This window comes from Streptomyces murinus (genome assembly GCF_002154555.1).
Lineage (GTDB): Bacteria > Actinomycetota > Actinomycetes > Streptomycetales > Streptomycetaceae > Streptomyces > Streptomyces murinus.
Window position 1 is genome coordinate 1 of sequence record NZ_MUNF01000511.1, and the last position, 13,253, is coordinate 13,253.

The 13,253-nt window shown below is 72.5% G+C and carries 13 protein-coding genes and 2 pseudogenes; 6 read left to right on the forward strand and 9 right to left on the reverse strand.

Features of this window, described 5'->3' with window-relative positions; genetic code table 11:
- Nucleotides 1–19 precede the first annotated feature (19 nt).
- Nucleotides 20–229, reverse strand: a pseudogene (locus CCN72_RS28195) (helix-turn-helix domain-containing protein); the annotation flags it as partial.
- A 107-nt stretch (nt 230–336) separates the two neighbouring features.
- Between CCN72_RS28195 and CCN72_RS28200 the strand changes: the two are divergent.
- A pseudogene (locus CCN72_RS28200) lies at nt 337–1,013 on the forward strand (phytanoyl-CoA dioxygenase family protein).
- Here CCN72_RS28200 and CCN72_RS28205 read toward each other — a convergent pair.
- On the reverse strand, nt 1,007–1,975 hold the full coding sequence (locus tag CCN72_RS28205) for an aldo/keto reductase (RefSeq protein WP_086810691.1): 969 nt from the start codon (nt 1,973–1,975) through the stop codon (nt 1,007–1,009). The pseudogene CCN72_RS28200 and the gene CCN72_RS28205 overlap by 7 nt on opposite strands.
- Nucleotides 1,976–2,077: 102 nt before the next feature.
- Between CCN72_RS28205 and CCN72_RS28210 the strand changes: the two genes are divergently transcribed.
- Both CCN72_RS28210 and CCN72_RS28215 read left to right on the forward strand, forming a co-directional pair.
- Complete coding sequence (locus CCN72_RS28210; protein ID WP_086810693.1) at nt 2,078–2,884, forward strand: endo alpha-1,4 polygalactosaminidase; 807 nt, start codon at nt 2,078–2,080, stop codon at nt 2,882–2,884.
- Between the two features lie 136 nt (nt 2,885–3,020).
- Nucleotides 3,021–3,878 carry a hypothetical protein gene (locus tag CCN72_RS28215; RefSeq protein ID WP_086810694.1) on the forward strand — a complete coding sequence of 286 codons (858 nt, stop codon included), beginning with the start codon at nt 3,021–3,023 and terminating at the stop codon, nt 3,876–3,878.
- On the opposite strand, the gene CCN72_RS28220 is transcribed toward CCN72_RS28215, so the two are convergent.
- From CCN72_RS28220 to CCN72_RS28235, 4 genes are read right to left on the reverse strand one after another with little or no spacing between them, the layout of a single operon-like run.
- The gene (locus tag CCN72_RS28220) at nt 3,875–4,417 is read right to left on the reverse strand and encodes a flavoprotein (RefSeq protein ID WP_086810696.1); all 543 of its coding nucleotides are present in this window, start codon (nt 4,415–4,417) and stop codon (nt 3,875–3,877) included. The genes CCN72_RS28215 and CCN72_RS28220 overlap by 4 nt on opposite strands.
- 51 nt (nt 4,418–4,468) lie before the next feature.
- The gene (locus CCN72_RS28225; RefSeq protein WP_244174504.1) at nt 4,469–5,335 is read right to left on the reverse strand and encodes an MOSC domain-containing protein; all 867 of its coding nucleotides are present in this window, start codon (nt 5,333–5,335) and stop codon (nt 4,469–4,471) included.
- A 47-nt stretch (nt 5,336–5,382) separates the two neighbouring features.
- Nucleotides 5,383–6,159, reverse strand: a complete 777-nt coding sequence (locus CCN72_RS28230; protein ID WP_086810697.1) for a thioesterase II family protein — start codon at nt 6,157–6,159, stop codon at nt 5,383–5,385.
- Nucleotides 6,156–7,127, reverse strand: coding sequence for an LLM class flavin-dependent oxidoreductase (locus CCN72_RS28235; protein ID WP_244174506.1), 972 nt, complete (start codon nt 7,125–7,127; stop codon nt 6,156–6,158). Before CCN72_RS28235 ends, CCN72_RS28230 begins: the two co-directional genes overlap by 4 nt.
- A gap of 374 nt (nt 7,128–7,501) precedes the next feature.
- Between CCN72_RS28235 and CCN72_RS28240 the strand changes: the two genes are divergently transcribed.
- The 3 genes from CCN72_RS28240 to CCN72_RS28250 all read left to right on the forward strand — a co-directional run bounded on the left by CCN72_RS28240 (nt 7,502) and on the right by CCN72_RS28250 (nt 11,421).
- Nucleotides 7,502–8,371, forward strand: coding sequence for an AfsR/SARP family transcriptional regulator (locus tag CCN72_RS28240; protein WP_232985137.1), 870 nt, complete (start codon nt 7,502–7,504; stop codon nt 8,369–8,371).
- 392 nt (nt 8,372–8,763) lie between these two features.
- Nucleotides 8,764–10,218, forward strand: a complete 1,455-nt coding sequence (locus tag CCN72_RS28245; RefSeq protein ID WP_086810701.1) for a flavin-containing monooxygenase — start codon at nt 8,764–8,766, stop codon at nt 10,216–10,218.
- A gap of 237 nt (nt 10,219–10,455) precedes the next feature.
- Nucleotides 10,456–11,421: an alpha/beta hydrolase gene (locus tag CCN72_RS28250; protein WP_086810703.1), complete on the forward strand. Its 966-nt coding sequence runs from the start codon at nt 10,456–10,458 to the stop codon at nt 11,419–11,421.
- 47 nt (nt 11,422–11,468) lie between these two features.
- Here CCN72_RS28250 and CCN72_RS40830 read toward each other — a convergent pair whose 3' ends face one another.
- The 3 genes from CCN72_RS40830 to CCN72_RS28260 form a co-directional block, all read right to left on the reverse strand.
- A complete protein-coding gene (locus tag CCN72_RS40830; RefSeq protein ID WP_244174508.1) occupies nt 11,469–11,825 on the reverse strand; it encodes a hypothetical protein in 357 nt (118 codons plus the stop codon).
- Between the two features lie 209 nt (nt 11,826–12,034).
- Nucleotides 12,035–12,412 carry a hypothetical protein gene (locus tag CCN72_RS40835; protein WP_244174509.1) on the reverse strand — a complete coding sequence of 126 codons (378 nt, stop codon included), beginning with the start codon at nt 12,410–12,412 and terminating at the stop codon, nt 12,035–12,037.
- 145 nt (nt 12,413–12,557) lie between these two features.
- The coding region (locus CCN72_RS28260; protein ID WP_143664222.1) for an AMP-binding enzyme at nt 12,558–13,253 on the reverse strand (696 nt) is incomplete at its 5' end.

Below are 13,253 nucleotides of genomic sequence, written 5' to 3' on the forward strand. Positions count from 1 at the left end.
CCTGAGACCCCCGCCCCGGTCACGGCCGTCGCCCCGCGCGCCAGTCGCCGGACGGAACTCCGTAGCGGTCCCGGAAGACCCGGCTGAAGTGGGAGGGGCTGGCAAACCCGGAGGCCGCGGCGACCCGTTCCACGGTGAGGTCGGTGACCTCCAGGATCCGGCCCGCGTGCCGCAGCCGGGCCTCGCTCAGGGCACGCATCGTGGGCCGTCCGGTCCGCTCGGCGAACAGAGGCCGGGCGGCGGGGCGGAATCACCGGCAGTTCCGGGCAGGCCCGCAGCCCGCACGGGCATCCCCCTGTCGGGGGCGTCCGCCTAGCCCCACGCGAGGAGCGGACCATGACAGCGACAGGCAAGGGCACTCTCACCCGGGCCGCGGCCGTGCGCTTCGAGGGGCGCGGGTTCACCGTCGTGCCGGGGCTGTTCGGGTACGGCGAGATCGCCCGGCCGTGCGCCGAGTTCGCGGCGCTGCACGCGGCGGGCCCGGTGCCGGGGCACTTCGCGCCGGATGCGGCCGATCCCGATCCGCTGCGCCGCCGTCCCCGGGTGATGCACCCGCACGAACTCAGCCCCCTGGCCCGGGAGTTCCTGCTCGACGCCCGGCTGCGGTCGGTGCTGGAGGCACTGTTCGGCGAGGAGGTGCCGGCCGCGCAGAGCGCGTTCTACTTCAAGCCGCCGGGGACGCGCGGGCAGGCGCTGTACCAGGACAACTTCTGTCTGCGGGTGGCGTGCGAGCCGATCGACCGGGGCGACGGCGGTCTCGAAGTGGTGCCCGTCGATCTGGCCCCGGGCGACGTGCTGTTCTTCAACGGCGGCCTGGTGCACGGCGCGGGCCCCAACCGCAGCGCCGACCGGCTTCGGCGCTCCTTCATCGGGCACTACGTGGGCCGTTCGGCGCGGCGCATCGGGGCGCGCTACCGGACGCTCACCATGTCCGGCGCACGAACGCGGGTCCGTGCGGCGCGGAGTTCGCGCCGCACGGACCGCACCGAGTTCGACCGCGCAGGGCTCAGTGACCGCTGATCGCGCGCGGGGTGTACGGCCGCTCCAGCTCCTCGATCTCCTTGTCGCTGAGGGTGAGTTCGACGGCGGCGACCGCGTCCTCCAGGTGCCGGGGCTTGCCCGCGCCGACGATCGGGGCGGTCACCGGGCTCTGGTGCAGCAGCCAGGCGAGGGCCACCTGGGCGCGCGACACGCCCCGTTCCCCGGCGATCCGGGTGACGGCCTCCACGATCGCGCGGTCGCCTTCCTGGTAGAGCTTGCCGCCGAAGACATCGTGCTCGCTGCGCTCGGTGACCGTGCCCCAGTCGCGGGTGAGCCGGCCCCGGGCGAGCGGGCTCCACGGCAGCACGCCGACGCCCTGGTCGACGCAGAGCGGCAGCATCTCCCGCTCCTCCTCGCGGTAGAGCAGGTTGTAGTGGTCCTGCATGGAGACGAACTTCGTCCAGCCGTGCCGCTCCGCCGTGTACTGGGCCTTGGAGAACTCCCACGCGTACATCGAACTCGCCCCGATGTAGCGGGCCTTGCCCGCCTTGACCACGTCGTGCAGCGCCTCCATCGTCTCCTCGATCGGAGTGGCGTGGTCGTAGCGGTGGATCTGGTAGAGGTCGACGTAGTCGGTGCCGAGGCGGCGCAGGCTGTGGTCGATCTCGGTCATGATCGCCTTGCGGGACAGCCCGGCGCCGTTGGGGCCCGGCCGCATCCGCCCGTGCACCTTGGTGGCCAGCACGATGTCGTCGCGGTGCGCGAAGTCCTTGAGCGCCCTGCCGACGATCTCCTCGCTGGTGCCGTCGGAGTAGACATTGGCGGTGTCGAAGAAGGTGATGCCCGCCTCCAGCGCCTGCCGGATCAGCGGACGGGCGGCCTCCTCCACCAGGGTCCATTCGTGGTTGCCGCGCTCCGGCACCCCGTAGGTCATGCAGCCCAGACAGACGCGCGACACGTCCAGGCCCGTCGAACCGAGCTTCACATACTGCATCGTTGCTTGCTCCTGCCTTCGGGACGGGTGATCACGGCCGAGCCTACGACGTGGCCGGACACCGCCTTGACGGTCGAAGCGTTTGCACGCTTTGATCCTGACATGTTCCGCGCCGCGTCTCTCGTCGTACTGGCCGTCACCGTCTCCGTCCTGACGGGCTGTGCGACCACCGCAAAGGACGACGGCGCGAAGCCGCCCTCGGTCCGGCTGCCACCCCGGCACGCCGGGTTCGACTACCAGATCGGCGGCGCCTATCCCCCGCCGTCCGGCGTCCGCGTCGTCAGCCGCGACCGGTCCGACTCCCCCGCGCCGGGCCTGTACAACATCTGCTACGTCAACGCCTTCCAGGCCCAGCCCGCCGAACGCGCCTCCTGGCCGCGCGACCTGCTGCTGCGGGACCAGCACGGCAAGGTGGTCATGGACAAGGACTGGCACGAGGCGCTGCTCGACATCGGCACCCCGGCCAAGCGCAAGCGGGTGGCGCGGCGGGTGGACGGCTGGATCGACGACTGCGCGCGCAAGGGCTTCGACGCCGTGGAGCCGGACAACTACGACAGCTACACCCGCTCCGACGGGCTGCTCTCCGCCTCCGACGCGATCGCGTTCATCGCCCTGCTGTCCCGGCACGCGCACGACCGGCACCTGGCCATCGCCCAGAAGAACACCTCCGAACTGGCCGGCCAGCGGCGCCGGGCCGGGCTGGACTTCGCGGTGGCGGAGGAGTGCGGGCAGTACGACGAGTGCGGGGTGTACGCCAAGGCGTTCGGGGACCGCGTGGTCGACATCGAGTACACCTCGGACGGACTGCGCAAGGCCCTGGCCGGCTGGGGCAAGCGGCTGAGCATCGTCCGCCGGGACCGGGACGTCACCACGCCTGGCGCCTCCGGGTATGTGCGGGCGGTGCGTTAGGGCCCCTCCGGGCGGAAGTGTTGCTGCCCTCAGGTGACCGTTCGGCGTGGGAGGCGATGGAGGGTCGTACCGTCGGATGATCCTCGTGGGCAGGCGACCGGCGCCCGGCCGGTCCTGGCCGCCCGGGAGGACCGCGGTGCCGACTCGTCCGACCACTCTGAGAGCACTGACCGGAGCGGCGCTGCTGCCCCTGGCCCTCGTCACCCCGGCCTGGGGCAGCCCGGCCGCCGCCCCGGCCCCGAAGGCCGAGGATCCGGCCACGCTGTGCGCGGTCGCGGGGACGCTGCGCGGCGATCACGGCCAGCACGCGCTGGTCAGCCTGTGCGCGGGCAGCGGCACCCCGCAGTTCGCGGTCTCCGCCCCGGCTTCCTGCGGCCGCGCCGGCACCCGGGTCCGTTACAGCTGCCGTACCAATGGCAGCTGGTCCGCCAAGCGCTCCGGCAAGACCCTGGCCGGCGGCCCGCTGCCCGGTTCGGGCGACTACCCGGGGCCCGGCACGTACGACATCACGGCCACCGTACGGGTTCGGTCCGCGCCCGCCGGGGTGGACCTCACGGGCCAGGTGCGGGCCACCCTGACACTGACCGCGCCCAAGGCGCCGCCCACGCACGCCATCACCGTCGACCGGACGACGCTGCGCCGCAACTCCACGACCACGCTCCTCTACACGGTCCGCCGGGACAGCGCGGAGGGTGACGGCAGCGCGCGGTTCGGGCTGATCGGCGAGGCGGCCAGCGGTGTCCGGATCGCCACCTCCGACGCCCGCTGCGTCAACCCGCTGGTGGGCAAGTATCCGGCGAAGACCCGGCTGCCGTACTCCCTGGACTGCGCGCTGACCGAGCTCCAGCCCGGCCACCCGGAGCAGGTCAAGGTCCGCGTCACCGTCGGCGCCACCTGCTCCACGGTGGTCTCCAAGCTGGGCTACTGGATGCCCGACGGGCAGGCCCTGTACACCGGCGGCATGCTGGAGGGACCCGAGTTGACCTGTTCCTAGCCGCGTTCCAGCAGGTCCAGGGCGGTCGTCCAGGGGAACGCGGGGCGGCCGCCGCCGGGGCCCGGCTCACCGGAGTACGGCTCCCCGAAGCGCACGCCCATCCCGCGCAGCCGTACCAGGCTGTCCTGGTAGGCGGGATGGGCGGCCAGCGCACCGCCCACACAGGGCAGCACCGCGATCGGCACCCCGAGGCCTGCGGCCTCGCACAGGGTGCCGACGGCCAGGGTGTCGCCGATGCCCGCCGCCCACTTGTTGACGGTGTTGAAGGTGGCCGGCGCGACCGCCACCGCGTCGGGTGCCGGGAACGGCCGCGGATCGGCCGGAGACCGCCATGCCGACCGTACGACCCTGCCGGTACGGGCCTCGACCGCCGCGACGTCGAAGAAGCCGCCCATCGCGACCGGGGTGGCGATGACCCCGACCTCCCAGCCCCGCTCCTGCGCGGCCGCGATCAACTCCTCGACCCCGGCGGCGATACCGGCCGCGCAGACGACGACGTACAGGAACGGCTTCTGGGGTGCTCCGGCGTGTTCGGTCACCCGGGAAGCGTATCGACCGGTGACGGACCGGTGCCGTGGTCCGGTGATCCGCTACTCCCCGGTGCCCATGGTCAACGCGTCGCCCGTGCGGACGGTGCCGGGTTCCAGTACGTCCAGGTAGACGCCGACGCAGGACAGCGGGCCGAGGGTGAGGACCGGTACCCGGTGCTCGCGGGCCACCGTGCGCATGATGCCCGGGTCGGCGGGCAGTTCGCCGTGGCGCAGCGTCGGGACCACGCAGCGGGGCGTGGGGACCGTGACCCGGAACAGGGCCTCGCCGATCCGCAGTGTCGCGCCCGGCCAGGTGTCCTCGGGGAAACCGGGGCCGCCGGGGAGGTCGATCACCAGGTTCGGCCGGAAGCGGCGCGGGTCGAAGTCCCCCGCGGGGTACGACTGCTGGAGCCGGCGCAGGCTCGCCGTGGTGACGAGATGGACCGTGCCGTAGTCGAAGAAGGTGCCGGGGGCGACGCGTCCCGAGGTGATGAGGTCCCCGGTCTCGTCCGGGGACGCCTTCGCGCGCAGCACGTCCGGGAGGCCGCCCTCGTACCCGGGCACCGCGCGCTCCAGGGCACCATGTTCCGGCGGCTTGTCCGACACGGCCACCTGACGGCCGAGCAGATCGGAGAGCCGCGCGTCCAGTTCCGCGGCCCCGGCGGACAGGACGGTGCCGTCCGGCAGCTCGACCCGGACCGCATCGGGACCGGTCAGCCGGCCGTGGCAGCGCAGCAGCGGCTCCCACTTGCGCGGATGCTTGGCGCTGCCGATCGCGCCCGCCGTGTCGAGCACCGCGAACATCCGGTCCCCGGCCAGCCCCCGCTCATCGACCCGCACGGCCGTCAGCGCCTCGCCGAGCATGGATTTCACCGGGTACCGGCGCAGCGCCGTCACTGTTCCCAGCACCGCCGTCACTGTTCCCATCCGCCGATTATGCGATCTTCCTGTCTCCGCGGGGTGGGGTGTGGTCGTCAGATGTGGGCGGAGAGGCGGCGCAGCCTGCGGTCCAGGCTGTGCTGGAGGGCCGCGGTGTGTTCGAAGAGGTAGAAGTGGCCGCCGGGGAACTGGGTCGCGCCGAGGAAGTCGGTGCAGTGGCCGGCCCACGCGGCCATGTCGCCGGGCGCCACGATGGGGTCGGTGGTGCCGCAGTAGGCCGCGACCGGGCAGGGTGCCGGTTCGCCGTCCTCGCGCAGGCTGCCCGCGGCCAGGAAGTCGGCGCGCAGCGCGGGCATGATCGAGGCCAGGGTGGCCGGATCGAGTGTCGTACCCTCCGGCATCAGACCCAACTGGCCGACCCGGTCGAGGAGTTCGCCGTCCGACATGGTGGCGACGCGGGCCAGTTCGGCGGCCGGTTCCAGGGCCGGGGCCCAGGCCGAGACGCCGAGGAGCGCGGGGGCCGGCAGTCCGTTCCACGCGGCGGCCACGGACAGCCGGTAGGCGAGCAGCGCGCCGAAGCTGTGGCCGAACAGCAGATAGGGCCGGCCGTCGAGTTCGGCCTCGAAGACCTCCAGGAGGGCGTCCAGCAGGGGCTCCACATCGGTGAACGGCTCCTCGCCCGATCTCTCCTGGCGGCCGGGCAGTTGCAGGGTGCGTACGTCCATGGTGGAGGGCAGGGTGGCGGCCCACGCCTGGTAGGCCGGGGCGGTGCCGCCCGCGTGCGGGAAGAGGAACACCTGGTGGTCGGCGTGCGGGTCGGCCCCTGCGGTGGTGAACCAGCGGGCGCGTCGGGTGCGGCCGGCGGTGCTCATGTGCTCTCCTGATCTGTCTGGCGGGCCGTGGACACGAGTACGTCCGCGATCTCCCGCAGGTGTGTCTCCGGTCGCAGCGAGCCGATGCGGAGCAGGATGTGCCGGGCGCCCGCCCGCACATAGTCGGCGAGGCGCTGCGCGCAGTGCTCGCTGGGCCCCCACGCACAGGCGCGCATGGCCGACATCTGCTCCAGGGCGCGTCCGTAGCAGTGTTCGAGGTAGTCGTCCAGCTCGACCCTGGCCCCGCGCTCGTCCGGGCCGACGGTGACCGTGAGATACAGGGCCGGGGTCACCGCGCCGGCCCGGCGTCCCGCGCGCCGGCAGAGGTCCTCCAGGCGGCGCCGGGCACCGGCGTAGGACTCGGCCGAGGTACGGGACGAGAGCCAGCCGTCGTAGAGGCGCGCGGCCCGTTCGAGCGCGCGGGCGCCGTCGGCGCCGGCGGCGAGCCACAGCGGCGGTCCGTCCAGCGCGGCCGGGCAGATCAGCCGGTCCAGGCCCTCCTCCTGCCAGTGCCGGCCGGTGAAGTGCGTGGGCGCGCCGGGCCGGGTGCTGCTCCAGGCCGTCCGCCACAGCGCGGTGACCTCGTCGAGAGTGCCGGCCCGGGCGGCGGGCGAGGCGCCCACGGCGGCCAGTTCCTCGTCGGTCTCCGGTACCGGGAAGCCGGATCCCACGCCGAGCACGAGCCGGCCGGAACTGACCTGGTCCAGGCTGCTGACCATGCTCGCGGCCACGAGCGGGTGGCGCAGCGCCGGTGTCATGGCCGCGGTGCCCAGCTGTACCCGGCGGGTCACCGCGCCGACGGCGGACAGCACCACCAGGGGGTCGAGCCGGGGGCGCGCGGTGAGCGAGTCGCCGGTCCACAGGGAGTCGAAGCCGAGCTGTTCGGCGCGGCGCGCGAAGTCCAGCAGGGAGGAGGCGCTGCGCTCGCCGAGGATCGCCTGCTCCCGGGTCGGCAACAGGACCCCCACACGGAGCGGCTGACGAACGGGCCCCATCACACACCTCTTTCTCGGTCGCGGTCGGCGGTACCCGCGATCCAAGCAACCGCACCTGACAGGTTCCTGATCGTCCGATGAAAGCGGGCCCGGCAATTGGAAAACCGTTAATGCAGTGTCTTAACCGGCCGTGGCTGGGCTCGATAATCAGCACGAAGGGGTGACGAACACGCAATAATGATGTCCGACATGCACCGGTGCGTCCCGACATCACCGGCGGAAATCAGCATTGTTGCAATGGACACGCACTGGCCTGGAAGCGACGGCCGACTCTGCTCGATACTTGCGGTTGCGAAGGTTACTGGAGTCAATTAAAGGAACCGCGTACGGCTCGGCAGGAGGAAAAAGTGATCACCTATTCGCAGTTCGAGGACGCCCATCCGAACAACGACCGGAGACTACATTCCGGGCCTTCGGGGCTGGACGTTTCCCTGACGCGTCCGGTCTGCGCGTTCCTGGGCCCCCTGGAGGTGCGCACCGGCGGTCGTACGCACACCGTCGGCGGCAACCGGCAGCGCACCCTGCTGGCGGCGCTGCTGGTGAGCCCCGGCCGGCCGCTGGCCGCCGAGCAGCTGTACACCGAGCTGTGGGGGGAGAACCCCCCTCCCACCTTCGAGAACTCGCTCCAGGCCCACGTCTACCGGTTACGCCGGACCCTCCAGCAACTGGCCGGGCCGGACGGCCGGGCACCCGAGCTGCTCACCCGCTCGTCGGGGTACGTGCTGGAGCTGGGCGACGAGGAGACCGACGCGGCGGCCTTCCGGCGGCTGGCCGGCCAGGCCCGCGCCTGCGCCCGGCACACCCCCGACCAGGCACTTCACCTGCTCGACGAGGCACTGGCGCTATGGCGCGGCGCACCCTTCCAGGACGTCACCCAGGGGCCCATGTCACAGAGCGTGGCGCTGGCCCTGGAGGAGGAGCAGCTGTGCGCGGTCGAGGACAAACTCTGGCTGGAGATACAGCTGGCGGACCCGGTGCACAGCATCAGTGAGCTGAAGCGCATGCGCACCATCCACCCCTGGCGGGAGCGGCTCACCGAGATGCTCATGCTGGCCCTGTACCGGACCGGGCGGCAGGCCGAGGCGGTGGAGACGTACAACAGCACACGGCACCGGCTGGCCAGCGAGCTGGGCATGGAACCCTCGCTCAAGCTGCGCCAGCGGCTCCAGCAGATCCTCAACCAGGCGCCCTCGCTGGACGCCGCCGTGCCCGCCTAGCGGCTCTACACCCCAGCGGCAGACAGCGACGAGGCTGCGGCAGTACGCCCGGAAACCGCCGGGGGCGTACCGCCGCAGCCTCGTTCCTCGTTTTCGGTCCGGGCCTCATTCGGAGGAGTCCGCGGCGCGTCAGCTCCGTGTCAGCGCTTCGCGCGAGACTATTCCTCGCGCATACCCCGCACAGGACGTCGACACAAGCACGAAGAGAGCGCTGTCAAAGCATTCTCCGGTGCTTTTCTCCTCCGCGTCGGCGAGGGTTTATTTGCCACATCCTTTTCTATTGCAATCCTCATGAGCAAATATAGCTCTTCGGCCCATCAGTCGTTCTTCAGCCGTCGATCAGCAGCCCTGTCCAGGGTGGAGCGCGAAGAGGCACTACGAAGGGGATGACTATGGACGAGGACTTCGAGATCGTCATCATCGGCGCCGGGATGTCGGGCCTCGGCATGGCCGCCCGTCTCAAGGAGGCCGGCCGGCACACGTTCACGGTGCTGGAGAAGGCCGCCACGATCGGCGGGACCTGGCGCGACAACACGTACCCCGGCGCGGCCTGCGATGTGCAGTCCCACCTGTACTGGTACTCCTTCGGCGAGCAGCCCGACTGGAGCCGTACCTACGCCGGGCAGCCGGAGATCCTGCACAACCTCGAACGGTTCGCCGAGAGCCAGGGGCTGACGGAGCACATCCGCTGCGGCACCGAGGTCACCCAGGCCACCTGGTCGGACGAGGACGGCCGCTGGCTGCTGCGCACCGCGCGCGGCGAGCGGCTGCGGGCCCGGGCGCTGATCACCGCGTGGGGACAGCTCAACCTGCCGGCCTGGGCGGGCATCGAGGGCGCGGAGCGCTTCACCGGGACCCAGGTGCACACGGCGCGCTGGCCCGAGGACCTGGATCTGACGGGCAAGCGGGTCGCCTGCATCGGCAGCGCGGCCAGCGCCGTCCAGCTGGTGCCCGCCATCGCGGCGGACACCGAGCGGCTGACGGTGTTCCAGCGGTCCGCCAACTACCTGCTGCCGCGCCAGGACCAGGCCCTGAGCGACGAGGAGCGCGCCGAGCTGCTCGCCGAACCGCACCGCTACGACGAGCTGCGCGAGGGCCTCTACCGTGAGCGCGACGGCTGGGCCGTCGGCCTGCGCGACGACGGCAACCCGGTGCGGGACGAGTTCCTGCGGGTGGCCAAGGACCATCTGGCCGCGCAGGTCGCCGACGAGGGGCTGCGCGACCGGCTCACCCCCGACTACGCGTTCGGCTGCAAGCGGGTGCTGATCAGCGACGACTACTACCCGGCCGTCTCCCGCGACAATGTCGAGCTGGTCTCCGAGCCCATCACGAGGATCGAGCCGGAGGGCATCAGGACCGCGGACGGGCGGCTGCACGACGTCGATGTGATCGTGCACGCCACCGGCTTCCAGCCGCTCGACCGCACCGGCGGGGCGGAGATCGTCGGACGGGACCTGCTGACGCTGCGCGAGGCGTGGAAGGACGGCCCCGAGGCGTATCTCGGGGTGTCGGTCAGCGGCTTCCCGAACATGTTCATGCTCTACGGCCCGAACACCAACCTGGGCCACCACTCGATCCTGTTCATGGTGGAGTGCCAGATCGACTACGTCCTCAAGGCGCTCGGCTCCCTCGACGGCGAGCCGAACCGCACCCTGGACGTCGACCCCGAGGTGCAGCGCCGCTACAACGAGGAGCTCCAGCGGGACCTCGCGGGCACGGCCTTCGCCGCCGGGTGCGCGAGCTGGTACAAGACGGGCGACGGGCGGGTGGTCAACAACTGGCCCGCCAGCATCGAGGCGTACAAGGAGCGCACCGCCGTCTTCGAGCCGCGGGACTACACCCGCTAGGCGGTTCTCGTCCCGCTCCCGGCCGGGGCGGGCCGGGGCTCCGGGCGGCAGCGCGACCGCGGCGCGTCCGGCGGTCCCGGGCGACGGCAACGCCTCGGGGCCGCCCGGGCGTTCACGGTCGCCGCGCCCCGATCGCCGCGCCCCGGTCGCCGCGCCCCGGCCGGCGGCGCCCGCGCGGTCACGTTCCCCGCTTCGGGCGACGCCCCCCCTGTTCCGATCCCGGGAAGGAAAGAGACCATGGCCTACGACATCGACCCCGAGCTCGCGGCGGCGCTGGCCGCCCTGCCCAAGGCCCCGAACGGCGCCCTGCTGGACCTCTCCGACATCCCCGTGTGCCGCGAGCGGGTGACGGCGGCCGAGGAGTGGCTCCCCGCGCCCGCCCCGGACCCGCGCGTCAAGTGCGAGACGCTGAGCCTGCCGCGCGCGGACGGGACCGTGCTCGACGTGCTGATGTTCCACCCCGGCGACGCCGACCGCGCCCGCCCGGCCCTGGTCCATTTCCACGCCGGTGGGCAAGTGCTCGGCAGCGCCCACGACCGCACGGCCCGGGCGTACTGCGCGGACCTGGCGCTGCGGCTCGATGTCGTCCTGGCCGCCGTCGACTACCGGCTGGCGCCGGAGACCCCGGCGCCGGGCGCGGCCGAGGACGGCCATCTGGCGTACACGTATCTGACCGCGCACGCCGCCGAGCACGGGATCGACCCGGACCGGATCGGGCTCGCGGGCGCGAGCGGCGGCGGGGCGGTCGCCACGGCCGCCGCGCTCATGGTCCGCGACCGCGGTGAGCGCCCCCCGCGGCTGCTGTCGCTGCACTACCCGATGCTCGACGACCGGAGCGAGACCCGCTCCAGCCGGGAGATCACCGACCTCGGTGTCTGGGACCGCCAGGAGAACCTGTACGCGTGGGCCGCGGTGCTGGGCGAGCGCGCGGGGGCGCCGGATGTGCACCCGTACTCCGCGCCGGGCCGCGCCACCGATCTCGCGGGCCTGCCGGACACCTTCATCGCGGTCGGCCAGTTCGACGTCTTCCGCGACGAGGACATCGACTTCGCGCGGCGGCTGATCGCCGCCGGGGTCCCGGTCGACCTGCATGTCTACGCGCACGCCTTCCACTCATGGGACGTGTTCGCGCCGCACTCGGCCCTCACCAGGACCTTCGAACAGACCTGGCACGACTATCTGCGCCGCCATCTGCACGGCTGAGCCCCACCGGACGGCACCGAGCGGACGCCCCTGGCCGGGGCATCCGCTCACGCCGTCCACACCCGTACCGCGTCGCCGGCGATCTCCACGAACTGCCCGGCGCCCGGGTGGTGTTGCGTGGGGAAGAAGCCCGGCACCACGCCGAGGAGCCTGCCCGTGCCGGGATCCCACGCGGACAGACCCCCGGTGCCCTCGGCGTCGCCGCCGCTGAACAGACGGGTGCCGTCGCTGAAGAACTGTCCCGACGGGCCCTCGAACGAGGCGAGTTCGACGGCCGCCGTCGGGCACCACGGGTCGTCCTGGCCGGTCCGGGCCGTGTCGAAGATCCGCGCGCCGGGCCGCATGACCTCCTCGTCGTCGCCGAGGCCCGCGACGGCGACCCTGGTGGAGTCGATCCATGTCATGGGCTGGTCCCAGTAGTACGCCCGACCGCAGAGCCGGACCCGGCCCGGACCGTCGTCCAGGACGCCTCTCGTCTGCCGTCTGGGCCCACCCGGAGGCACCATGGAAATAGACGCCATGGTGTTCCGGGCCGACCCGCTCGTCGGCGGGCTCGACAGGTGACCAAGCCAGCACTGCCGTCCGCACGTTGGACACATCCAGCCGGTTCCAGTCAGTGTGAAGCACCCGGCACGGTCTCCTCGTGGCCCCCCTGGTTGTCCAGGGCGAGCGTGGCGCGGCCGGTTCGCAGGTCGATCACCTCGCCGTACCGGCCGTAGTCGTTGACCACCGCGGCGAACATCCCGTCGCCGGACGCGTGCAGCCGCCGGCGGCACCGGTGGCCGGCCCACGGCTCGCGATCCGACTCCGTCGCGAGGGTGGTGGCCGCCACCGGCTCGAAGACCCCGGCCGCCATGTCCCAGCGGCCGATCGTCCCGTCCGCGCCCAGCACCAGCCACACCGGCCGCCTGTCACCGCTCAGCGGCGCCAGATCGGCGATCTCCCCCACGCCCGCCGGCACCGGGACCTCCCGGACCCCCGCCCTCGCCACCGATCAACGCCGTTCCTCCCCGAAGGCCGAGCCCGAGCCGAACGAGCAGCATATCCAGGCAGGTTCAGCGGACCGGGGTCCGCCCGTACGGCACCGGCCCGCCCCCTCGGTGAGGTGGCGGGCCGGTGCCGTACGCGAGGTGCGGTCAGCTCTTCGCGGCGGCGAGTTCGTCGCGTACCGCCCGGCGCAGGACCTTGCCGCTGGGGTTGCGGGGCAGGGCGTCGACGAAGTCGTACGACGTGGGCATCTTGAAGTCCGCCAGCCGGCCGCGCAGGAAGAGGTGCAGGTCCCTGGCGCCCGCCTGCTGGCCGGGCTCCAGGACCACCCGGGCGTGCACGGACTCGCCCCAGCGCTCGTGCGGCAGGCCCACCACGGCGGCGCCGGACACGGCGGGGTGCCGGGCGAGGGCGTCCTCGATCTCCTTCGGGTAGACGTTCTCGCCCGCCACGATGATCATGTCGTTGACGCGGTCGCGGACGTAGAGGTAGCCGTCCTCGTCGAGGTAGCCGGCGTCCCCCATGTGCACCCAGCCCTCCACCACGGTGCGCTCGGTGGCCTCGGGCAGCCGCCAGTAGCCGAGCATCCGGGCGGGGGTGCGCACACAGACCTCGCCGACCTCGCCGGTGGGCAGCACCCGGCCCTCCGGGTCCTCGATGCGCACCTCGATCCCCGGGTAGGGGCGGCCCGCCGCGCGCAGTCGCGGGCTGCCGGGGACATGGTCTGCGGGCGGCAGGCAGACGGCGAAGTTGCCGGTCTCGCTGCTGCCGTAGATCTGGAGGAAGTCGCAGTCCATGAGGTCGATCGCCCGGCTCAGCAGGTCCTCGCCGATCGGCGAGCCGCC